We start from the raw sequence: 23,776 nt of genomic DNA, 5'->3' as shown, positions 1-23,776 counted from the left end.
GCCGATCATGCCCGCTGTCTACAACCAGGACCTGATCGCGTCAACCGTCTCCTCGGGAGCGCTCAGATTCGGACAGTGCCCGGTCGCGTTCAGCGCCGCGAACGTGCTCTGCGGGGTGTGCTTGTGGACGTACTCGCCGACCACGGCGGGCGCGATCACGTCGTCGGCGCACTGCAGGACCAGTGAGGGCACCCGCATCCGGGGCAGATCCTCGCGGTTGTCGGAGAGGAACGTGACCCGGGCGAACTTCCCGGCTATCTCCGGATCGGTACGGCAGAACGAGTTGGTCAGCTCCTGGCTCAGCTCCGGCCGGTCCGGATTCCCCATGATCACCGGTGCCATCGCGCTGGACCAGCCGAGATAGTTGCTGTCCAGCGACTCCAGCATCTGCTCGATGTCGGCCCGGCCGAACCCGCCGACGTAGCCGGTGCTCTCCTCGTCGAGGTAACGCGGCGACGGCCCGACCATCACCACCCCGGCGAAGCGCTCCGGCTCGCGGACCGCGGCGAGCACGCCGATCATCGCGCTCACCGAGTGCCCCACGAACAGCACGTCCCGCAGGTCGTGCTCGTGCACGATCTCCAGCACGTCGGTGGCGTATCCGTCCAGGCTGGAGTACTTGGCGTCGTCGTACGCCGACAGATCCGAACGCCCGTTGCCGACGTGGTCGAACAGCACCAGCCGGTGCGTGTCGGCGAAGGCCGGGGTGACCAGCCGCCACATGTGCTGGTCGCACCCGTACCCGTGCGCGAAGAGCATCGGCTGCCCGGACTCACGGCCGGAGATCGTGACGGCGTTCCTCTGCGTGCTGCCCATGCGGTACGCGCCCTCCCGAGTGCACGTGGTGGGTTCCGCCAGGTTTCGATGGTGAGAGCGGTCACCCACGGGGACGGAAGTCGAGTCCGGGTAACCATACGACTCCGGAGCGTTTCGCACATCGCCCCCGTTGTCCGCCATTCGCGTACGGTGGCCGGATTCGCCCCGCCCGTCCCGCTGGCATCCCATCCCTAACCTGGTGGCAGACGCTCGCAACCGGCCGGCGGAGGGAGATCGGACACCATGGCGGACGCGAAGCCCGGCGACACCACCCCGATCGCCTCATCGCCCGTGCCGCAGGAGCCGCCCACCGGGCTCCTGCCGCCCCGGTGGAGCGGCGCGGCCGCGGTGCCGCAGACCGGGCCGCGCAGGTCGCTGTGGAGCCGGCTCGTCGACCGGGTGACCGGGGAGCCGGAACCGGAGCCGGACTACTGGGCGACGGTCCCGGCGGTGGACCCGTGGGCCGGGCAGGACACTCCGCTCTGGACCACGCAGCAGCCGGTCCCGCCCGCACCGGCCGGGATGCCACCGACCCGGATCGAGACACCGGCCGCACCCGGAATGCCACCGACCCGGATCGAGACACCGGCCGGGGCCGGGCCCCCGCCGAACCCGCCGACCCGGATCGACGCGCCGCCCGGCACGGCGCCGGCCGCCCCGGCAGGCCTCGGCGGCCCGGCAGGCCCCGGCGGCCCGGCAGGCCCCGGCGGCCCGGCGAAACCCGAGCTCCCGGCGAAGATCCGGGCGCTGCTGGACGACCTCGCGGCGAAGGCGGCGCAGGCCACCCGGGGCGCGCCGGCCGCCGTACCGCCGAAGCCGTCCGTCTTCCCCGCGCCCGGCACCTATCCGCCGCCCGCCGCCGGCAGCGGCCTTCCGCCGGTCCCACCGGTCGCGCCCCGACCGGCGCCCGGCGGCCGGGGCTGGCTGCGCCGGCCGAAGCGGAAGCCGGTGCCGGACCGCGGCCCGGTCCAGCCGTCCCGGCCGCTCGCCGCGCGCCCACCGCTGGCCGCGCAACCACCGCTGGCCGCGCGCCCACCGCTCGCCGCGCGCCCCGCGCCCTCACCGCTGCCACCGCGACCCCGCCCCCGGCGTCGGCGCCTGCGGCGCCTCGTGCTGATCGTCGCGGTGCTGACCGGGATGTGGTTCGGCGCCCCTTACGCGTACGCCGAATGGCCCGCCCTGGCCCAGTTCCCGGTGACCGCCTCGCTGCCCGAGCGGATCGGCGACCTGCGGCTGCGCGCCGACGACGCGAGCCGGCGTGCCGTCGAGCGCCTGGCCGGGCAGCTGGACGCGGCCGGCGCGAGCGGGGACGCGTTCGCCGGCGTCTACGGCGACGGCGACGGCAAGCGGGTCACCGTGTTCGGCGTCACCGGCTGGCGGTTCACCCCGGACTCCGACGTGACCGGCCAGCTGCGCCGGCTCTCCGACGAGGCCCGGCTCACCGGCATCCAGGACTACCCGCTCGACGTGCCGGGGGCCTACGAGAGCTGCGGCGCCGGCCGGTTGAACGGCACGTCCACCGTGGTCTGCACGTGGGCCGACCACGGCAGCCTGGCGACCGTGCTGCTCACCCGGCGGTCGGTGGCCGAGAGCGCGGAACTGGTGGCCCGGATGCGCCAGGAGGTGCTCAGCCCGAAGTTCGGGGCGTGAGCGTCACTGCTCGCGCTTGGGGGCGTACCGGGGCACGTACTCCTGGCCGGTGAGCTTCTGGATCTCGCCCATCACCTGGTCGGTGAGCTCGCGCAGCGAGGTCCGGTCGTCGGCCCGGCCGACGGTCTCGATCGGCTTGCCGAACTTGACCGTGACCACGCCGCGCATCAGCTTCGGGTACAACCGCCCGATCGGCTGCACCACCTCGGTGCCGAGCATCCCGACCGGAATGATCGGAACACCGGCCGCGACGGCCAGCCGGGCCACGCCGGTGCGCCCGCGGTAGAGCCGCCCGTCCGGCGAGCGGGTGCCTTCCGGGTAGACCGCGACCAGGTCGCCGGCCTTGAGCGCGGGGATGGCCGCGTCGAACGCGGTGAGCGCGGCACGCCCGCCGGCCCGTTCCACCCGGATCGCGCCCAGGCCCTCCATCAGCTTGCGGGAGAGGAAGCCCTTCACCCCGTCACCGACGAAGTAGTCCGATTTGGCCCAGAACGCCAGGTGGCGTGGCACCGACGCGCCGAGGAACAGCTCGTCGGCGACCGAGAGGTGGTTACCGGCGAAGATCGCGCCGCCGGTCCGCGGCACATGCTCGAGGCCCTCGACGCGCGGCTTCCAGCCCACCATCAGCGCGTTGCCGACGGTGAGCTTGCCGATCGAGTAGAGCAGCGGCAACTCGTCCTCCGAAAGACCAGTGCAAAGAAAGTTGCGGGGTGAGGAGAGGTTAACGGACGGGAGACCGCCGTGGACTATTGATCTTGCCAGCGGCCCGGACATTCGCCGCGTCAGGCGAACATCCGGGCCAGTCGGTTATGTCACACGGCCGTGACGGCGACCGTGACCTGCTCGCCGTCGCCGACCTCGCCGCCGAAACCGGTGGTCTCGCCGAAGGTCAGCGACGTGGCGAGCGTCTCACCGGCGACGAACTCGCGGTGCGCCTCCACCGCGTCGCGCACCGCCGGCGACGCCGACAGCACCAGCGCGATCCGGTCCGAGACGTCCAGGTCGGCGTCCCGGCGCGCCTGCTGCACGACCCGGATCACGTCCCGGGCCAGGCCCTCGGCGGCCAGCTCCGGGGTGACCGCGGCGTCCAGCACGACCACGCCGCCGCCGGCCGGCAGCGGCGCGGAGTTCTCCGCGTCCGCGGCGACCAGTTTCAGCTCGTACTCGCCCTCGGCCAGGGTGACCCCGGCCGCGACCGGGGCGCCGTCGACCAGCTGCCAGTCACCGGACTTGACCGCCTTGATGACCTGCTGGACCTGCTTGCCGACGCGCGGGCCGAGCGCCCGGGGCACCACGGTGAGCACCTGCTGGCAGTACGCCGCCACGTCGTCGGTGAAGACCACGTCCTTGACGTTGACCTCGTCCTTGAGCAGGTCGCCGAGGCCGGCCAGGGCGGTCGAGTCGGGGGCGGCGACGGTCAGCGTGGCCAGCGGCAGCCGGACCCGCAGACCCTTGGCCTTGCGCAGCGACAGCGCCGCGGACGCCACGTCCCGGATCGCGTCCATCGACGCGACCAGCTCGTGGTCGGCCGGGAACGCGTCCGCCGCGGGCCAGTCGGTCAGGTGCACCGAGCGGCCACCGGTCAGCCCGCGCCAGACCTCCTCGGCGGTCAGCGGGGCCAGCGGCGCCACCACCCGGCAGAGCGTCTCCAGCACGGTGGCCAGGGTGTCGAACGCGTCGGCGTCGCCGGACCAGAAGCGGTCCCGGGAGCGCCGGACGTACCAGTTGGTCAGGGCGTCCAGGTAGGAGCGCACGCTGCCGGCGGCGCCGGAGATGTCGTACTCGTCCAGCTGACGCTGCACGTCCGCGACCAGCTCACCGGTCTTGGCCAGGATGTAACGGTCCAGCAGGTGCCCGGAGTCCACCCGCAGCGAGGCCTCGTAGCCGGACGCGTTCGCGTAGAGGCTGAAGAAGTACCAGACGTTCCAGAGCGGCAGCAGCACCTGCCGGACCGAGTCGCGGATCGCCGTCTCGGTGACCGGCATGTCCCCGCCCCGCAGCACCGGCGACGACATCAGCATCCAGCGCATCGCGTCCGAGCCGTAGGTGTCGAAGACCCGGTACACGTCCGGGTAGTTGCGCAGCGACTTGGACATCTTGCGCCCGTCCTCGCCGAGCAGGATGCCGTGGCTCAGGCAGTTGCGGAACGCCGGCCGGTCGAACAGCGCGGTGGCCAGCACGTGCATGGTGTAGAACCAGCCGCGGGTCTGCCCGATGTACTCCACGATGAAGTCACCCGGGTAGTGGTGCTCGAACCAGTCCTTGTTCTCGAACGGGTAGTGCACCTGGGCGAACGGCATCGAGCCGGACTCGAACCAGCAGTCCAGCACCTCCGGCACCCGCCGCATCGTCGACTTCCCGGTCGGGTCGTCCGGGTTGGGCCGGGTCAGCTCGTCGATGTACGGCCGGTGCAGATCCGTGACGGTGACGCCGAAGTCCCGCGACAGCTCCTCGTACGACCCGTACACGTCGACGCGCGGGTACTGCGGGTCGTCGGACTTCCACACCGGGATCGGCGAGCCCCAGAACCGGTTGCGGGAGATCGACCAGTCCCGGGCGTTGGCCAGCCACTTGCCGAACGAGCCGTCCTTGATGTGCGCCGGCGTCCAGGTGATCTCCTGGTTCAGCTCGACCATCCGGTCACGGAACCTGGTCACCGCCACGAACCACGACGACACCGCCTTGTAGACCAGCGGGGTGTCACACCGCCAGCAGTGCGGGTACGAGTGCAGGTACGCGTCGTGACGCACCACCACGCCGCGCTCCTTGAGCGCGGCGATGACCGGCTTGTTCGCGTCGAAGACCTGCACACCCTCGAAGTCCGGCACCAGCGAGGTGAACCGGGTCCGCTCGTCCACGGTCACCACGGTCGGGATGCCGGCGGCGTTGCAGGCGTTCTGGTCGTCCTCGCCGAACGCGGGCGCCATGTGCACCACGCCGGTGCCGTCCTCGGTGGTCACGAACTCCGCGCCGAGCACCTGGAAGGCGTTCGGGCCGGCCGGCTCGCGCAAGTAGTCGAAGAGCGGCGTGTAGCGGCGCCCGACCAGCTCGCTGCCGCGCACGGTACCGACCTGCTCGTAGCCTTCCAGCTCCTTGGCGTAGGCGCCGACCCGCCCGGCCCCGAGGATCAGCTTCTGCCCGGATGCGTCGGCCAGCACCGCGTACTCGATCTCCGGCCCGACGGCCAGCGCCAGGTTCGACGGCAGGGTCCACGGGGTCGTGGTCCAGACCGCGATGTCCTCACCGGTGTCGAGGCGGAACTTGACGGTCAGCGCCGGGTCGGTGCGGTCGCGGTAGACGTCGTCCATCCGGGTCTCGGTGTTCGACAGCGGCGTCTCGCACCGGAAGCAGTAGGCGAGCACCCGGAAACCCTCGTAGACCAGGCCCTTGTCGTGCAGGGTCTTGAACGCCCACATGACCGACTCCATGTAACTGGGGTCGAGGGTCTTGTAGTCGTTCTCGAAGTCGACCCACCGGGCCTGCCGGGTGACGTACCCCTGCCAGTCCTTGGTGTAGGCGAGCACGGACGTGCGGCACGCTTCGTTGAACTTGTCGATGCCCAGCTCGACGATCTGCGCCTTGGTGGTGATGCCCAGCTGCTTCTCGGCCTCGACCTCGGCGGGCATCCCGTGGGTGTCCCAGCCGAAGCGGCGCTCCACGTGCTTGCCGCGCATCGTCTGGTAGCGCGGGACCAGGTCCTTGACGTACCCGGTGAACAGGTGGCCGTAGTGCGGCAGGCCGTTGGCGAACGGCGGGCCGTCGTAGAAGACGTACTCGTTGGCGCCGTTGTCGCCGGCCGGGCGCTGCTCGACCGAGGCCTCGAAGGTCCGGTCCTGCGCCCAGTGGTCCAGGACCGCGCGCTCGACCGCGGGCAGGTCCGGGGAGGCCGGGACGCCGGTCGCATCGGTGTGCTTGGGATACATGGTGCTCCTCAAACAGTCATCGCCTGACTGCGAGGACGAGCGACATGCCCGCGGTACCACCTCGCTTGACGGGTTTGGGGCCCGCCCGCTCATTCGCCGGCTGTCGCGCGTGCCGTTCCGCCCGGTTCTACTGGGGCTCCCCGTGGAGGGAAGCCGGTTCTTCCGGAGGCTCCCCGGTGATGGCCGGTTCGTCGCCTGCGTCGGCGACAACGATACCGGGCACGGTTCGATTCCCCCATCCGCATTCCCCGGGTCCGGACCATCAGGATCAAACCCGTTCCGGGTACGAACGCTCCGGTCCCGCCCGCGGGCCTGCCGGCCGAGCCCCGTGCCGGCCCGGCGCGGCGTCGCGGCCACCGCGCCGGCCGCGACGCGCGTCGCGGCCGGTCGGCGGCGCGGCGTCACGGCCGCAGCGTGGTGGACCAGAGCGCGACCCCGTCCCGATCCCGCAGGTGCACCGTGAAGGCGCCGGACTCGCCGTCGATCTCCACCTCGCCGAAGTGCTGGTAACCCAGGGCCGGCGAGGTGTTGGCCACCGGCGGGGCGTGCACGAAGACCGCCTCCGGCCCGAACGTGCCGTCCAGCGCGTTCGGGCCGAACGCGCCCGCGTGCGCGGGGCCGGACACGAACTCCCAGAACGGGGTGAAGTCCGCCACCGCCGCCCGCGCCGGGTCGTAGTGGTGCGCGGCGGTGTAGTGCACGTCCGCGGTCAGGAAGACGATCCCGGTCACCCCGTGCCGGTGCGCCGCCCGCAGCACCTCGGCGAACTCGATCTCGCGGCCCGCCGGCCGGCCCGCGTCGCCCTGCGCGACCCCCTCCTGCGCGACCGCCCCGTCCGGCACGACCAGGCCCAGCGGCAGGTCGTTGGCGATCACCTTCCAGGTCGCCCGGCTGCGGCGCAGCCCGTCGATCAGCCACTGCCGCTGCTCGCGCCCGAGCAGCCCGCGCGTGCGGTCGGCGTAGGTGTTGCCGTCGTTGGGATCCTTGACCGTGCGCATGTCCAGCACGAAGACGTCGAGCAGCGGCCCGTACGGGATCTTCCGGTACACCGGCCCGGTGCGCTGCGGCGTCGGCACCCACTCGTGGTACGCCTGATGCGCCCGGGCCGCCAGCACGTCCACCCGCTTCTCGGTGTACCGCGCGTCGTCCAGGATCTCCCCCGGGTACCAGTTGTTCGTGACCTCGTGGTCGTCCCACTGGTTGATCTGCGGCACCGACGCGACGAACCGCCGGTACGCGTCGTCGAGCAGGTTGTACGCGTACTGCCCGCGGTACTCGTCCAGCGTCTCGGCCACCTTCAGCTTGGCGTCGGTGAGCAGGTTGCGCCAGATCCGCCCGTCCGGCAGCGTGACCGTCTCGGCCAGCGGGCCGTCGGCGTACACGGTGTCCCCGCTGTGCAGGAAGAAGTCCGGCCGCCGCAGCCGCGCCGACTCGAACAGCCGCATCCCGCCGTGCTCCGGGTCGATGCCCCAGCCCTGGCCGGCCACGTCCCCGGTCCAGACGAACCGGATGTCGGCGCGGCGGGTCGGCGCGGTCCGCAGGGTGCCGTCCACCGGCAGGCTGAACCGTCCGGGCCGGTCCAGGCTCTCCACCCGCGCCCGGTAGTGGATCCGCTCCCCGGCGGGCAGGCCGCGCAGGCGCACCTTGCCGGTGAGGCCGGTCTCCGGGGTGACCAGCGGGCCGCGTACCACCCGGGAGCCGCGGAAGTCGGGGCGCCGGCTGGCCTGCACCCAGAGCCGTCCGGGCCGGTCCGCCCGGGCCCAGACCACCGCCGAGTCGGCGGTGGCGTCGCCGCTCTGCACCCCGTGGGTGATCACCGGCCGGCTGTCGGCCGAGGCGAACGCGGGCGCCTCGAACAGGGTCCCGGCGACGCCGCCGGCCACTCCGGCGCGCAACAGATTCCGTCGTGACATCGATGCCATGACCAGATGCCTATCGATCCGACGTGGCCCGCAGGTGGCCGTCCCCTGAACTTCACGCCGTGATCAGCGCCGGACAGCCGCACCCATCACGGCTGCGGCCCGGCCCGCCGCCGCGCGTCGCGGGGCGAGCCGGGCCGCGGATGCCCCGGCGGCGAGCCGTCAGAGGTTCGGGAACCAGAGCGCCAGCTCGCGCTTGGCGCTGTCCGGCGAGTCGGACGCGTGCACCAGGTTCTCCCGGTTGGAGAGCGCCAGGTCGCCCCGGATCGTGCCGGCGGCCGCCTTGCGCCCGTCGGTCGCGCCGATCATGGCGCGGACCACGTCGATCACCTGGTCGCCGGAGAGCACCACGGCGGCGAGCGGGCCGCTGGTCATGAACGCCTTCAACGGCGGGTAGAACGCCTTGTCGACGTGCTCGGCGTAGTGCCGGTCGGCCAGCTCGGCATCCATCGTGCGCAACTCCAGCGCCTCGATGACCAGGCCCTTACGCTCGAAACGCGACAGAATCTCACCGAGCAGACCGCGGCGGACCGCATCAGGCTTGACGAGCACGAGCGACCGCTCGGTGTTGCTGGACACGTAGCTCCTTAGGGAAGACGACAGGCCGAGACGCCTGAGGTTCAGCCTATCGGTACCTGGCGACACGGCGAGCAGCGATGCCCGGACTGCCGTACTTCCGCCAAGCGACCGGCGGGCCATAACCTGACGGGAACAACCGGGAGGTCCACAGTGGCGAACCAGACCGGACGGCCCATCGCTCCGGCACGCAAGTTGGTGGCGGCGGTCATGGGCACGCTCGGCGTCTTTGTGATCGTTTACGGGCTCGGCCTGTCGAGCTGGCCTGTGGCGATCTTCGGCCTTGTCGTGGTGGCGATAGCCGTCGCGCTCGCCATGGTCAGCAACGTGCGCCGCGGCGGACGTGCCACCGTGGCCGGCAGCGCGGAGGTCGTGGACATCACCGCGCCGCCGGCGGCCGGAGCGTACGGCCGCGCCGAGATCCAGGCCATCGTGGTGGCGCCCGGTCTGGGCACCTTCGACCGGCTGATCCGCGAAGGCCGGGTGCCGCTCGCGAAATGGCCGGCGATCGGCGCGACGGTCCCGATCACCGTCGACGTCGACGACACCCGCCGGGTCCGGGTCAACTGGAAGGACGCCCCGCTCCGCGACGACTCCGGCGCCGCGCCCCAGTCGATGCTGCCGGACCTGGGCCCGGACCCCGACGAGGAGGCGGACGACGACGTCCTCGGCGCGGTCGCGCCCGGGCCCTGGGAGGGCCGGGCGAACGACTACGAGACGACCTCGGCGTACCTGGACAGCCGCGTCCCGGCACCGGTAGGCGTCCGCGAGACGCCGAACGGGACCATCATCGAGGGTCAGCTCGTCGGCAGCGACGAGCAGGTCACCCCGCTGCCCCGGCGAGCGGGCAGCGGCCCGCGGCCGGGCGGTTTCGACACGGCCGCCACCGATCCGATCGGCTTCGACCCCATCGGCCCCGACCCGGTGCCGCCCGGTCCGGGGCGGGCCCCGGCGCCCGGCTCCCCCGCTCCCGCGGCCGCCAACGCACCGTCCGGCCGCACCGGCGCGACGTCCGGACCGGCTGACGCGGCGTCCGGAGCAACTGATGTGGCGTCCGGACCGGGTGACGTGGCGTCCGGACCGGCTGACGTGGCCGACGACGTCACGGCCTCCCGGAGCGCCGGCTACCCGGCCGCCGACACCGCCGACCAGGCCGGCGCGGCCGGTACCCCGGCTCCCGGCAGCCTGCTCGCCGAGCCTCCGCCCGCAACCGGCTCCCCGGGCTCGACGCCCGGCACTGCGCCGGGGTCGTCTCCCGGCGGCTCCCCGGTCGCGTCCTCCGGCGGCTACCCGGCCGGCTACAAGGAGCGCGACCCGGCTCCGGCGCGCACCGCCACCGACCGTCCCGGCTCGGGAGCATCCTCCGAGGCCTGGGCGTCGGCCAGCTATCCCCCGCCGCCGGGCCCCTCCACCACCGGCTACCCCGGCTCGGGCGTGTCGGACTACCCGCCCCCGCCCGGCCCGGCCGCCACCGCCCTGGAGCCGGACGACTACCCGCCGCCCCCGGGCCCGGCCACCTCGCGCCAGACGCCGTCCGACGACTTCGACTACCCGCCCCCGCCCGGCCCGGCCATGCCCGACCAGCCGTCGCGACCGGTGCCGGGCACACCGGCCGAGGCGGCCACGCCCGACCAGCCGTCCGCCTCCGGGCGGATCGTCGGCACACCGTCCGGCCCGGCCTCGACCGGCTACGCTGCCCCGCCCGAGTCCGACGGTCCCGGCTACACCCGGCCCGACCCCGACGGTCCCGGCTACACCCGGCCCGACCCCGACGGTCCCGGCTACACCCGGCCCGACCCCGACGGTCCCGGCTACACCCGGCCCGACCCCGACGGTCCCGGCTACACCCGGCCCGACCCCGACGGTCCCGGCTACACCCGACCGGAGGCCGCGCCGGCGTCCGGCGCGCCGTCCGGACCGGCCACAGCCCGCTACGCGACGTCCCCCGGCCCGGCCACCACCGACCGCCCGTCCGTGCCCGGCAGTTCCGCCGGTGCGGCGTTCGCCGCGGGCATGGCCGCCGGAGCCGCCGTGTCGGCCGTGCGCACCGTCACCGGCCGCCCACCGGGCACACGTCCGAGCCCGAGGCCCCGCGCCGGCACCGCGACCGCCGAGCCCCGGGCCACCGCACCGGACCGGGCGGCCGCCTCGTCCGGCCGCCCGCCCATGCAGCGCACCTCGGCCGAGTCCGGCGCCGACACGGATCCGCTGATCGACGTCCCGCTGGACGACCCGGCCCCGCCCGGGACGGCGCCGGCCACCGTCGCGGACCCCGAGACCACCCGGCCCGCCGCCTTCCCGGCAACCGCCGCAGAGGCGGCACCGGACCGCTCCGCCACAGCCCCGGCAGCCCCCAGCGCCGAGCCGACCCCACCGGCCGCCTTCCCGGCAACCGCCCACCCGGACCAGCCCGCGACCACACCCACCGCCGACACCGGCACAAACCGGCCCGCCGCCTTCCCGGCAACCGCCCGCCCGGACCGGCCCGCGACCGCACCCGGCACCGACCATCCGGCGGCCTTCCCGGCGACCACCGCGGGATCCACGGCCGACCGGTCCCCCGCACCCGTCGCCGATACGGCGCCCGCAGCCTTCCCGGCTTCCGCGGTCACCGTCGCGGACCAGCCGGCCGCCGGCCCGGACCCCGCTGACCGGCCGGACCCCGGCGCCGACGCCACCGGCCGGGCCACCGGCACCCCGGAGGCCGAAGCGCCCGCCGCGGCAACCGGCCAGGAGCCGAGCCCCACCCTCTCCGGCCGCACCCGGTTCATCATGCAGCCCACCGAGTCCGACGAGCCCGCGCCGACGGCCCCGGCGGCCACCACGAGCCTTCCGGGAACCGAGCCGCCGGCATCCCCGGTGCCGCACTCCGGCGGGCGCGACGATCCGGACCTCCGGCCCATGTCCTTCCCGGCCGCCGAGCACCCGTCAGCCTCCGCTGCGGAGCACCCGGCTGATGCCCGCCCGGCCGCCCGGCCGGAGCCCACCCCGGCCGATGCCCGCCCAGCCGCCCGGCCGGAGCCCGCCCCGGCTGATGCCCGGCCGGAGCCCACCCCGGCCGATTCCCGCGCACCCCGCACCCCGGAGGCAATCCGGTCCACGACCCCGATCGTCCCGGTCCCGCTCACCCAGCCGCCGGCCGCCCCTGCGCCGGACCGGCCGTTCCCCACCGCGCCGCCCCCGGCCACCGGTCGGCCGCTGCTTCCTGCGGACGACATCGACATCCCGCTCGACGAGAACCCGGACACTCCCCCGGAGGCGACTCCGGCCGCCGTCCGGGGCATGGCCGCGGGTGTGGTCGCCCCGCCCGTCGAAGATCCGGCTCCGCGCACCCCGACCGGGCCGCCCCGCAACGACCGGATCACCGGCGATCCCGAGCCGGCGGGCGCCCCCGCCACCACCGAGCCCGAACCCGTGCCCGACGACAGGCCGGCCCCCGGACGACCCACCTCGCGGCCGACCGGCAGCCCGTGGGGCGACTTCTCCGGCCGCGGCGAGCCGGACGACCGGGCAGCCGAGGTCATCACCGCCTATCCGAGCGCCCGCCCCGGCCCCGCCGGTGCGATCCACGGGGTAGGCATCACCATCCTGGTGACCGACCTGGCCCGCTCGATCGTCTTCTACCGGGACACCCTCGGCTTCTACGAGATCGACACCGGTGACGAGAGCTCGGTTTTGGCGTCCGGCGACACCCGGGTGGTGCTGCGCACCGTGCCGAACCTTGCCGCGGAAGCCGACCGCCTGGTCTACCTGAACCTGGAGGTGGGCGACATCGAGGCGGTCCACCAGGAGCTCCAGGCCAAGGGCGTCGAGTTCGTCCACCCGCCGCGCCCGGTCAACCGCGGTGACAAGCTGGAGCTCTGGTCCGCGACCTTCCGCGACCCGGACAACCACAACATCGCCATCACGCAGTGGCGTGCCGTCCGCCCGGGAGCCTGACCGGGGAAGCTTCGGACCCGGACACGCGATGAGGGGAGCCACCAGGGTGGCTCCCCTCATCGCGTGACCAGAGCCGGCACAGCGGCATCGCCGCCGCGGAACTCCCGCGGCCAGGGACGCGTGCCGCTCAGCCCAGGATCGACCTGCGTACGTACAACGCATACGCCCACGCCAGCCCGAAGATCACCCCGAGCGCCGTGAGCGACCAATGTGCCAGCCCGCCGGCGAGCAGCAGCACCTGCAGCGCTGTCCCTGCCCCCCAGGCCCAGCCCCGCCGCATGCACCCGGCGAGCACCGCCGCGACCACGGCCAGGAAGATCACCAGTCCGATGCCCCAGCCGCTCAGGTCACCGCCGAGGATCCGGATCGGCTGGATCGCCAGCAGCAGCACGATCGCTTCGAGGGCCAGCGTGCCCGCCCCGAGACCTCGTACGGCGGCCTCGGGATTGCGCAACCCGGAACGCCGCACCGTGGCGCCCGCCTCGCCCTCCGCCGGTCTCCGGCCGTCCTCCGGCTCGTTCATCGTTTCAGCAGCTTCCGCGCGTCCGCGACGGTCACCACCGAACCGGTGATCAGCACCCCGACGCCGCTCAACTCGCCGGACGCATCCTCCTCGGCGAGCACCACGGCCTCCTCGATGGCGTCCGGCATGTTCTCCGCGGTCGTCACCCGGTCCTCGCCGAACACGTTGATCGCGAGCCGCGCCAGTTCGGCCGCGGGCATCGACCGCGGCGAGCTGTTCTGCGTCACCACGATCCGGGCGACCACCGGTTCGAGCAGGTCGAGCAGGCCGGTCACGTCCTTGTCGCCGAGCACGGCGAGCACCGCGACCAGGTGCCGGAAGCTGAACTCCTCCTCCAGCGCGGTGACCGTGGCGGCCATCCCGTGCGGGTTGTGCGCGCCGTCCAGCAGGATCGCCGGGGCGCTGCGCACCCGTTCCAGCCGGCCGGGCGAGTCGACCTGCGCGAAGCCCTCGCGGACCAGGTCGGCCTCGAGCTGTTTGCCGGCCCCGGCGCCGAGGAACGCCTCCACCGCGGCCAGCGCGATCGCCGCGTTCTGCGCCTGGTGTGCGCCGAACAGCGGCAGGAAGATCTCGTCGTAGACGCCGCCCAGCCCCTGCAGGGTGAGCACCTGCCCGCCGACCGCCTGGGTCCGCTGGATCACGCCGAACTCGCCGCCCTCGCGGGCCAGGGTGGCGCCCATCTCCGCGCAGCGTTCCAGGATCGGCCGCATGGCCTCCTCGGTCTGCAACGCGGTGATCACCGTGGCGCCCTTGTGGATGATTCCGGCCTTGGCCCAGGCGATGTCCTCGATCGTGTCGCCCAGCCACTCGGTGTGGTCGAGCCCGATCGGGGTGAGCACGCACACCCCGGCCTCGATCACGTTGGTGGCGTCCTCCTCGCCGCCCAGCCCCACCTCGACCACCGCGATGTCCACCGGCGCGTCGGCGAACGCCGCGTACGCCATGGCCGTGGTCATGTCGAAGTAGGTCAGCGGCTCGGAGTTCCGCGCGTCGATCAGCTCGGCGAGCGGCGCCACCTCCCGGTACGTGCTGACCAGCCGGTCCTCGGAGATCGGCTCACCGTCCAGGCTGATGCGTTCCCGCACCGTCTCCAGGTGCGGGCTGGTGTACCGCCCGGTGTGCAGCCCGTGCGCCCGCAACAGCGCGTCGATCATGCGGGCGGTGCTGGTCTTGCCGTTGGTGCCGGTCAGATGGATCGCCGGGTACGCCCTCTGCGGGCTGCCCAGCACGTCCATCAGATCGCGGATCTTCTGCATGTCGAAGACCATGCGGGTGAAACCGCGCTCGTTGAGCGCGGTCTCGACCTCGGTGTACTCGCTCATTCTTCTCCCGGCCTGAGCCGTCACGGCTCAGGCTGTCGGCAGTGCCTCAATGGCGGCTGCGATCCGGACCAAGTCCGATTCGGCGGCCGCCAACCGGTCCTTGATCTTGGCGACCACGTGTTCCGGCGCCTTGCCGACGAACGCCTCGTTGCCCAGCTTGGCCCGGCACTGCGCGGCTTCCTTCTCGGCGGCGGCGCGGTCCTTCTCCAGGCGGGCCCGCTCGGCGGCCACGTCGATGGCGCCGCGGGTGTCCAGGTCGACGGTGATCCCACCGGTCACCGCCAGGGTGGCGGTGGCGGTGAAGTCGGCGGCCGGCGCGTCCAGCCGGGCCAGCGACCGGATCAGCGGCTCGTGCGTGTCGATCCCGACGTTGCCCAGGCCGGTCAGCGCGGCGGAGACCCGCTGGCTCGGCTTGAGGCCCTGGTCGGAGCGGAACCGGCGGACCTCGGTGACCACCTTCTGCAGCGCGGCCAGCTCCTCCTCGGCGGCGTCGTCGATCAGCGCCTGGTCGACAGCCGGCCAGGACGCCCGGGTCACGGTCTCGCCCCCGGTCAGCGCGATCCACAGCTCCTCGGTGACGAACGGGATGACCGGGTGCAGCAGGCGCAGCAGCTGGTCCAGCACGTGCCCGAGGACGCGCCGGGTACGCGCCGCCTCCGCGGTGTCCTGGGCCAGCACCGGCTTGCTGAGCTCGACGTACCAGTCGCAGACGTCGTCCCAGGCGAAGTGGTACAGCGTGTCGCACACCTTGGCGTACTCGTACCCGTCGAAGTGCTCGTTGACCTCGGCGATGGTGTGCTGCAGCCGGGACAGGACCCACTTGTCGACGGCGCTGAGCTCGGTCGCCGGCGGCAGGTCGCCCGCCACCGTCGCGCCGTTCATCAGCGCGAAGCGGGTGGCGTTCCACAGCTTGTTGCAGAAGTTGCGGGAGCCCTGGCACCACTCCTCGCTGATCGGCACGTCGGAGCCGGGGTTGGCGCCGCGGGCCAGCGTGAACCGGGTGGCGTCGGCGCCGTACCGGTTGATCCAGTCCAGCGGGTCCACCACGTTGCCGAACGACTTCGACATCTTCTTGCCGAACTGGTCGCGGACCATGCCGTGCAGGTTGACCACGTCGAACGGCTGCACGCCGTCCATCGCGTAGAGGCCGAACATCATCATCCGGGCGACCCAGAAGAAGAGGATGTCGTAGCCGGTGACCAGCACGCTGGTCGGGTAGAACTTCTCCAGCTCGGCGGTACGCTCCGGCCAGCCGAGCGTGGAGAACGGCCACAGCCCGGAGGAGAACCAGGTGTCCAGCACGTCCTCGTCCTGGCGCCAGCCCTCGCCGGTCGGCGGCTCCTCGTCCGGCCCGACGCAGACCACCTCGCCGTCCGGGCCGTACCACACCGGGATGCGGTGCCCCCACCACAGCTGGCGGGAGATGCACCAGTCGTGCATGTTGTCGACCCAGGCGAAGTACCGCTTGGACAGCTCCACCGGCTCGATCGTGACGCGACCGTCGCGGACCGCGTCACCGGCGGCCTTGGCGAGCGGTCCCGTCTTCACGAACCACTGCAGCGACAGCCGCGGCTCCACGGTCGTCTTGCACCGCGAGCAGTGCCCGACCGAGTGCTCGTACGGCCGCTTCTCCGCCACGATCCGCCCCTGCTCACGCAGCGCCGCGACCACGGCCGGGCGGGCCTCGTAGCGGTCCAGGCCCTGGAACGGGCCGGGCACCGTGATCACCGCCCGCTCGTCCATGACGGTCAGGCTGGGCAGGCCGTGCCGCTGGCCGATCTCGAAGTCGTTCGGGTCGTGCGCCGGGGTCACCTTGACCGCGCCGGTGCCGAAGGTCGGGTCGACGTGCTCGTCGGCGACGATCGGGATGCGGCGGCCGGTCAGCGGCAGTTCGACCTCGGTGCCGACCAGGTGCTGGTACCGCTCGTCGTCGGGGTGCACGGCGACCGCGGTGTCACCGAGCATCGTCTCGGCGCGGGTGGTGGCGACCACGATCGAGTTCTCACCCTCGCCGTACCGGATCGAGACCAGCTCGCCCTCGTCGTTGGTGTGCTCCACCTCGATGTCGCTGAGCGCGGTGAGGCACCGCGGGCACCAGTTGATGATCCGGTTGGCGCGGTAGATCAGATCGTCGTCGTACAGCCGCTTGAAGATGGTCTGGACGGCGCGCGACAGCCCCTCGTCCATGGTGAAGCGCTCACGGCTCCAGTCCACCGAGTCGCCCAGCCGGCGCATCTGGCCGAGGATGGCGCCGCCGGACTCGGCCTTCCATTCCCAGACCTTCGCCACGAACTTCTCCCGGCCCAGATCGTGCCGGGACAGCTGCTGCTCGGCGAGCTTGCGCTCCACCACGTTCTGCGTGGCGATGCCTGCGTGGTCCATGCCGGGCAGCCAGAGCACCTCGAAGCCCTGCATGCGCTTGAGACGCACGAGGGTGTCCTGGATCGTGTGGTCGAGCGCGTGGCCCACGTGCAGCGAACCGGTGACGTTCGGCGGCGGGATGACGATGGTGAACGGCGGCTTGTCGCTCTTCGGGTCGGCGGTGAAATAGCCCTCCGATACCCACCGCTCGTACCGCCGCTGCTCTACGTCGCCCGGCTGGTACTGAGCGGAGAGTCCACCGGTGGGCCGGCTGTCGGGAGTGCGAGTATCGGTTGCATCGGTCACCCGGCAAGTCTACGGATTCCCGAGCCGGACCTGGTATTCGCACCACCACCTGTGGATAACGGTAGGCTCGCCGGATGTCCGACCGCGGCAACCAGACGCCCCCTTCCGGCGCCCCCGGGCCAGATCCCTCCGGACACCCCTCGCCCGCCGCGGCGCAGGAGTCGATGCCGGCCGGGGAGCCGATCGAGATCCGGGAGACTCCGTTCTCGCTGACCCCCGACGACGTGGAGCCCGGGGCCGCCCCGGTCACCGCCGCACGGCGCCGGACGCGGACCATCGTGCTGAGCTCCCTGCTCGCCGTCGGGCTGGCCGCCGTCGCCGCTCTGGGCTGGTTCTACTGGCAGATCCATTCGCAGCGCGACGCCACCCTGAGCCTGCCCTCGCGGATCGGCGAGCTCGCCCTGGACACCAGCGAGAACGCCCAGAACACCGCGGACTATCTGCAGACCGCCCTGTCCGCCGAGGTCGACCTCGACCGGACCGTCGGCGCCGTCTACCACGCCGACGCGGACCGGGACGTGCTGTTCTTCGGCGGGAGCACGCTGCTCTGGAGCCCGGAGCGGGATCTGAACACCTCGTTCGACCTCATCTCCGACGAGCAGGGCGCGGTGACCGATCTGCACGACGTCGACGCCGGCGCCCTGGGCGGCACCATGAAGTGTGGAACCACCAAGACCGAGAGCGGCGATCTGGCCGTCTGCGGCTGGGCCGACCACGGAAGTCTCGCCCTGGCGATGTTCCTCAACCGCCCGGTTCCGGAGGCCGCCACGCTCATGCGGCAGATGCGAGACGCCATTCAAACCCGCAATTGACCGTACGCCCTGGGCCCGCCCGAGCCCAGTCACGCTGAGCCGAGCCCCTGTTCGGCCCGGACCTCGCCGCGTCAGCTCCCATCCGAGCCGGCCCATCCAGCGCTCCTCCGAGCCCGGCCCTGAGTCCAGTAACAGCGGCAAGGCCGGTTGTCGCACACCGGCCGGCCTGCCGGTCCGGTCGTGCTCCGCCTCCCTGAGCTACCGCCCGACCGGCACGACAACCGCCACCGGTCACATGACTGGCCGTGGAAACCATGACTCGCCGTGGAAACGAAGAAAGGCCCACCCCGTCAGGGGTGGGCCTTTCTCAACGTTAAGTCCGGCGGCGTCCTACTCTCCCACACCCTCCCGAGTGCAGTACCATCGGCGCTGGAGGGCTTAGCTACCGGGTTCGGAATGTAACCGGGCGTTTCCCCTCCGCTATGACCACCGAAACAGCCATCAGCGAAACCACAACCAGCAACCCACACACCACAAACAGCAGCATGGGATGGTTGTTCGTTTGCTGTGAATCACACAGTGGACGCTAAGCATAAAGCATAGAGTGGTTAAGCCCTCGGCCTATTAGTACCGGTCAACTCAACACGTTACCGTGCTTACATCTCCGGCCTATCAACCCAGTCGTCTAGCTGGGAGCCTTACCCACTCAAAGGTGGTGGGATACCTCATCTCGAAGCGAGCTTCCCGCTTAGATGCTTTCAGCGGTTATCCCTTCCGAACGTAGCCAACCAGCCATGCTCCTGGCGGAACAACTGGCACACCAGAGGTTCGTCCGTCCCGGTCCTCTCGTACTAGGGACAGCCCTTCTCAAGTATCCAACGCGCACGGCGGATAGGGACCGAACTGTCTCACGACGTTCTAAACCCAGCTCGCGTACCGCTTTAATGGGCGAACAGCCCAACCCTTGGGACCTGCTACAGCCCCAGGATGCGACGAGCCGACATCGAGGTGCCAAACCATCCCGTCGATATGGACTCTTGGGGAAGATCAGCCTGTTATCCCCGGGGTACCTTTTATCCGTTGAGCGACACCGCTTCCACACGCAAGTGCCGGATCACTAGTCCCGACTTTCGTCCCTGCTCGACCCGTCAGTCTCACAGTCAAGCTCCCTTATGCACTTACACTCAACACCTGATTGCCAACCAGGCTGAGGGAACCTTTGGGCGCCTCCGTTACCCTTTAGGAGGCAACCGCCCCAGTTAAACTACCCACCAGACACTGTCCCTCGACCCGATCAGGGCCGCAAGTTAGATACCCAAACCCAACAGAGTGGTATTTCAACAACGCCTCCACCCGAACTGGCGTCCGAGCTTCACCGGCTCCCACCTATCCTACACAATCGAATTCAGATACCAATGTCAAGCTATAGTAAAGGTCCCGGGGTCTTTCCGTCCTGCCGCGCGTAACGAGCATCTTTACTCGTACTGCAATTTCGCCGGGCCTGTGGTTGAGACAGTGGGGAAGTCGTTACGCCATTCGTGCAGGTCGGAACTTACCCGACAAGGAATTTCGCTACCTTAGGATGGTTATAGTTACCACCGCCGTTTACTGGCGCTTAAGTTCTCCGCTTCGCCCCAAAGAGCTAACAGGTCCCCTTAACGTTCCAGCACCGGGCAGGCGTCAGTCCATATACATCGTCTTACGACTTGGCATGGACCTGTGTTTTTAGTAAACAGTCGCTTCCCCCTGCTCTCTGCGGCCATACCACGCTCCACCCGCAAGGGGCTTCACGCGTCCGGCCCCCCTTCTCCCTAAGTTACGGGGGCAATTTGCCGAGTTCCTTAACCACAGTTCACCCGTCGCCTCGGTATTCTCTACCTGACCACCTGTGTCGGTTTCGGGTACGGGCCGCTCGGAACATCGCTAGAGGCTTTTCTCGGCAGCATAGGATCACTGACTTCACCAGAACGGCTCGGCATCACGTCTCAGCCTCATGTGTCACGGATTTGCCTATGACACGGCCTACACGCTTACCCCGGCACAACCACCGGCCGGGATCAGCTACCTTCCTGCGTCACCCCATCACTAAACTACTACCCAGAAGGGTCCTGGCCTCCACGCCCTTGGTCCGAAGACCGCAGACGCTTCAGGCAGTTAGCATCCCGAGGTTCATCTTGGGCGTTCCTTTGCGGGTACGGGAATATCAACCCGTTATCCATCGACTACGCCTCTCGGCCTCGCCTTAGGCCCCGACTCACCCAGGGCGGATTAGCCTGGCCCTGGAACCCTTGGTCATCCGGCGGAAGGGGTTCTCACCCTTCATTCGCTACTCATGCCTGCATTCTCACTCGTGTAGCGTCCACGACTGGATCACTCCGCCGCTTCACCCGCAACACGACGCTCCCCTACCCATCAACGCGCCTGGATAGAATCCCGAAGAACTCTACCGAGCAATGCGTCAATGCCACAGCTTCGGCGGTGTGCTTGAGCCCCGCTACATTGTCGGCGCGGAACCACTTGACCAGTGAGCTATTACGCACTCTTTAAAGGGTGGCTGCTTCTAAGCCAACCTCCTGGTTGTCCATGCGATCCCACATCCTTTTCCACTTAGCACACGCTTAGGGGCCTTAGCTGGCGATCTGGGCTGTTTCCCTCTCGACTACGAAGCTTATCCCCCGCAGTCTCACTGCCGCGCTCTCACTTACCGGCATTCGGAGTTTGGCTGATTTCAGTAAGCTTGTAGGCCCCCTAGACCATCCAGTGCTCTACCTCCGGCAAGAAACACACGACGCTGCACCTAAATGCATTTCGGGGAGAACCAGCTATCACGGAGTTTGATTGGCCTTTCACCCCTAACCACAGGTCATCCCCCAACTTTTCAACGTTGGTGGGTTCGGTCCTCCACGCAGTCTTACCCACGCTTCAACCTGCCCATGGCTAGATCACCCCGCTTCGGGTCTAGAACATGCGACTAAAAACGCCCTATTCAGACTCGCTTTCGCTACGGCTACCCCACACGGGTTAACCTCGCCACATGCCACTAACTCGCAGGCTCATTCTTCAAAAGGCACGCCATCACCCCGAAAGGCTCTGACGGATTGTAGGCGAACGGTTTCAGGTACTATTTCACTCCCCTCCCGGGGTACTTTTCACCATTCCCTCACGGTACTAGTCCGCTATCGGTCACCAGGAAGTATTCAGCCTTACCAGGTGGTCCTGGCAAATTCACAGCAGATTCTAGGAGTCCGCTGCTACTCGGGAACACTGCAAAGAGGCTAGAAGCTTTCGCCTACCGGGCTCTCACCGTCTACGGCTGGCTTTCCCACACCATTCGGCTAACCACTAACTTTGTAACTCTTCGCCACAGTGTCAGCTATGACAAGCAGGTCCCACGACCCCCCACGTGCAACCCCTGACAGGTATCACACACGCAAGGTTTAGGCTACATCCGCTTTCGCTCGCCACTACTCACGGAATCACGGTTGTTTTCTCTTCCTACGGGTACTGAGATGTTTCACTTCCCCGCGTTCCCCTCACACACCCTATGAATTCAGGCATGGATGACACGACATGACTCGTGCCAGGTTTCCCCATTCGGACACCCTGGGATCACAGCTAGGTTGACAGCTCCCCCAGGCCTATCGCGGCCTCCCACGTCCTTCATCGGCTCCTGGTGCCAAGGCATCCACCGTTCGCCCTTGACAACTTAACCACAGAAAACAAGATGCTCGCGTCCACTGTGCAATTCTCAACCAACGACCAACCCACAACCACCACGATCAACCACCAGCACTGCCAAAACAGCCGGTATGGAAGACCAGGTCGTGCCTGGCATTGAAGACCAACCCAAAGGTTGTTCTTTCAGATACCCAACAGGGTGCTTATCGCCCTCACCAGCCGCACCAGAACCCGTTCCGCCGCCCGAAGGCGTGTACTAGATGTCCCGGCCGTTGCCGGCTCGAACTAGCCAGTGTCTCCGCCTATGAGCACCCCGACCTGACATTCGCAGGTCGCGGGCCACTGTCACCTTTCGGTGAAAGTTGCTCCTTAGAAAGGAGGTGATCCAGCCGCACCTTCCGGTACGGCTACCTTGTTACGACTTCGTCCCAATCGCCAGCCCCACCTTCGACGGCTCCCTCCCACAAGGGGTTAGGCCACCGGCTTCGGGTGTTGCCGACTTTCGTGACGTGACGGGCGGTGTGTACAAGGCCCGGGAACGTATTCACCGCAGCGTTGCTGATCTGCGATTACTAGCGACTCCGACTTCACGGGGTCGAGTTGCAGACCCCGATCCGAACTGAGACCGGCTTTTTGGGATTCGCTCCACCTTACGATTTCGCAGCCCTTTGTACCGGCCATTGTAGCATGCGTGAAGCCCTGGACATAAGGGGCATGATGACTTGACGTCATCCCCACCTTCCTCCGAGTTGACCCCGGCAGTCTTCGATGAGTCCCCGCCATAACGCGCTGGCAACATCGAACGAGGGTTGCGCTCGTTGCGGGACTTAACCCAACATCTCACGACACGAGCTGACGACAGCCATGCACCACCTGTCACCGCCCCCGAAGGACCTCCCATCTCTGGAAGATTTGCGGTGATGTCAAACCCAGGTAAGGTTCTTCGCGTTGCATCGAATTAATCCGCATGCTCCGCCGCTTGTGCGGGCCCCCGTCAATTCCTTTGAGTTTTAGCCTTGCGGCCGTACTCCCCAGGCGGGGCGCTTAATGCGTTAGCTGCGGCGCAGAAGACCGGAGAGGTCCCCCACACCTAGCGCCCAACGTTTACAGCGTGGACTACCAGGGTATCTAATCCTGTTCGCTCCCCACGCTTTCGCTCCTCAGCGTCAGTATCGGCCCAGAGACCCGCCTTCGCCACCGGTGTTCCTCCTGATATCTGCGCATTTCACCGCTACACCAGGAATTCCAGTCTCCCCTACCGAACTCTAGCCTGCCCGTATCGACTGCAAGCTTGGGGTTGAGCCCCAAGTTTTCACAGACGACGCGACAAGCCGCCTACGAGCTCTTTACGCCCAATAAATCCGGACAACGCTCGCGCCCTACGTCTTACCGCGGCTGCTGGCACGTAGTTGGCCGGCGCTTCTTCTGCAGGTACCGTCACTTACGCTTCGTCCCTGCTGAAAGAGGTTTACAACCCGAAGGCCGTCATCCCTCACGCGGCGTCGCTGCATCAGGCTTCCGCCCATTGTGCAATATTCCCCACTGCTGCCTCCCGTAGGAGTCTGGGCCGTGTCTCAGTCCCAGTGTGGCCGGTCGCCCTCTCAGGCCGGCTACCCGTCGTCGCCTTGGTAGGCCATCACCCCACCAACAAGCTGATAGGCCGCGAGCCCATCCCAAACCGAAAAACTTTCCACCAACAACCATGCGGCCGAAGGTCATATCCGGTATTAGCCCCCGTTTCCGAGGGTTATCCCAAAGTCTGGGGCAGGTTACTCACGTGTTACTCACCCGTTCGCCGCTCGAGTACCCCGAAGGGCCTTTCCGCTCGACTTGCATGTGTTAAGCACGCCGCCAGCGTTCGTCCTGAGCCAGGATCAAACTCTCCAACAAAAACTTGTCAAAAAGCGAATCCCGACAACAAAAAAGTTGCCAAAGGAATCTCCCACCAGACCCAAAGGCCTGGCCGGGGTATTGCCATAATGGCACTGGCTTATCAAGCACCCTGTTGAGT

General features: G+C 69.3%; 11 protein-coding genes and 3 rRNA genes. 3 read left to right on the top strand and 11 right to left on the bottom strand.

Annotation, left to right across the window (positions count from 1 at the left end; translation table 11 throughout):
* Window positions 1-18 precede the first annotated feature (18 nt).
* Entirely contained in the window at window positions 19-816 is a 798-nt protein-coding gene (locus ACTEI_RS06135) for an alpha/beta fold hydrolase (RefSeq protein ID WP_122976749.1), read from the bottom strand.
* A gap of 243 nt (window positions 817-1,059) precedes the next feature.
* On the opposite strand from ACTEI_RS06135, the gene ACTEI_RS06130 reads away from it, so the two are divergent.
* Window positions 1,060-2,466, top strand: coding sequence for a hypothetical protein (locus ACTEI_RS06130; RefSeq protein WP_122976748.1), 1,407 nt, complete (start codon window positions 1,060-1,062; stop codon window positions 2,464-2,466).
* Between the two features lie 3 nt (window positions 2,467-2,469).
* On the opposite strand, the gene ACTEI_RS06125 is transcribed toward ACTEI_RS06130, so the two are convergent.
* The 4 genes from ACTEI_RS06125 to ndk all read right to left on the bottom strand — a co-directional run bounded on the left by ACTEI_RS06125 (window position 2,470) and on the right by ndk (window position 8,887).
* Window positions 2,470-3,138: a lysophospholipid acyltransferase family protein gene (locus ACTEI_RS06125; RefSeq protein WP_122976747.1), complete on the bottom strand. Its 669-nt coding sequence runs from the start codon at window positions 3,136-3,138 to the stop codon at window positions 2,470-2,472.
* Window positions 3,139-3,278: 140 nt separating this feature from the next.
* Window positions 3,279-6,389: an isoleucine--tRNA ligase gene (gene ileS, locus ACTEI_RS06120; RefSeq protein WP_122976746.1), complete on the bottom strand. Its 3,111-nt coding sequence runs from the start codon at window positions 6,387-6,389 to the stop codon at window positions 3,279-3,281.
* 401 nt (window positions 6,390-6,790) lie between these two features.
* Complete coding sequence (locus ACTEI_RS06115) at window positions 6,791-8,311, bottom strand: alkaline phosphatase D family protein (protein WP_122976745.1); 1,521 nt, start codon at window positions 8,309-8,311, stop codon at window positions 6,791-6,793.
* 159 nt (window positions 8,312-8,470) lie between these two features.
* Window positions 8,471-8,887: a nucleoside-diphosphate kinase gene (ndk, locus tag ACTEI_RS06110; RefSeq protein ID WP_122976744.1), complete on the bottom strand. Its 417-nt coding sequence runs from the start codon at window positions 8,885-8,887 to the stop codon at window positions 8,471-8,473.
* Window positions 8,888-9,037: 150 nt separating this feature from the next.
* On the opposite strand from ndk, the gene ACTEI_RS38895 reads away from it, so the two are divergent.
* Window positions 9,038-12,823 carry a VOC family protein gene (locus ACTEI_RS38895; RefSeq protein WP_280525898.1) on the top strand — a complete coding sequence of 1,262 codons (3,786 nt, stop codon included), beginning with the start codon at window positions 9,038-9,040 and terminating at the stop codon, window positions 12,821-12,823.
* 127 nt (window positions 12,824-12,950) lie between these two features.
* On the opposite strand, the gene ACTEI_RS06100 is transcribed toward ACTEI_RS38895, so the two are convergent.
* Genes ACTEI_RS06100 through ACTEI_RS06090 form a run of 3 tightly spaced genes read right to left on the bottom strand, consistent with a single transcriptional unit; the run spans window position 12,951 to window position 17,335 of the window.
* Window positions 12,951-13,346, bottom strand: coding sequence for a DUF4233 domain-containing protein (locus tag ACTEI_RS06100; RefSeq protein WP_122976743.1), 396 nt, complete (start codon window positions 13,344-13,346; stop codon window positions 12,951-12,953).
* The gene (locus ACTEI_RS06095) at window positions 13,343-14,668 is read right to left on the bottom strand and encodes a bifunctional folylpolyglutamate synthase/dihydrofolate synthase (RefSeq protein WP_122976742.1); all 1,326 of its coding nucleotides are present in this window, start codon (window positions 14,666-14,668) and stop codon (window positions 13,343-13,345) included. Before ACTEI_RS06095 ends, ACTEI_RS06100 begins: the two co-directional genes overlap by 4 nt.
* Window positions 14,669-14,695: 27 nt before the next feature.
* Window positions 14,696-17,335 (bottom strand): valine--tRNA ligase, encoded by a 2,640-nt coding sequence (locus tag ACTEI_RS06090; RefSeq protein WP_122976741.1) that lies wholly within the window; start codon window positions 17,333-17,335, stop codon window positions 14,696-14,698.
* Window positions 17,336-17,409: 74 nt separating this feature from the next.
* Here ACTEI_RS06090 and ACTEI_RS06085 point away from each other — a divergent pair, with 74 nt between their 5' ends.
* Window positions 17,410-18,147: a hypothetical protein gene (locus ACTEI_RS06085; RefSeq protein WP_122976740.1), complete on the top strand. Its 738-nt coding sequence runs from the start codon at window positions 17,410-17,412 to the stop codon at window positions 18,145-18,147.
* A gap of 317 nt (window positions 18,148-18,464) precedes the next feature.
* On the opposite strand, the gene rrf is transcribed toward ACTEI_RS06085, so the two are convergent.
* From rrf to ACTEI_RS06070, 3 genes are all read right to left on the bottom strand, one after another.
* Window positions 18,465-18,581, bottom strand: a 5S ribosomal RNA gene (gene rrf / locus ACTEI_RS06080).
* A 110-nt stretch (window positions 18,582-18,691) separates the two neighbouring features.
* A 23S ribosomal RNA gene (locus tag ACTEI_RS06075) occupies window positions 18,692-21,799 on the bottom strand.
* Window positions 21,800-22,138: 339 nt separating this feature from the next.
* Window positions 22,139-23,655, bottom strand: a 16S ribosomal RNA gene (locus ACTEI_RS06070).
* The 16S, 23S and 5S rRNA genes sit together here, the layout of an rRNA operon.
* Window positions 23,656-23,776 lie beyond the last annotated feature (121 nt).

The sequence above is a fragment of the Actinoplanes teichomyceticus ATCC 31121 genome, assembly GCF_003711105.1.
GTDB classification, from domain to species: domain Bacteria; phylum Actinomycetota; class Actinomycetes; order Mycobacteriales; family Micromonosporaceae; genus Actinoplanes; species Actinoplanes teichomyceticus.
This window is presented reverse-complemented; position numbering and strand designations above follow the sequence as displayed.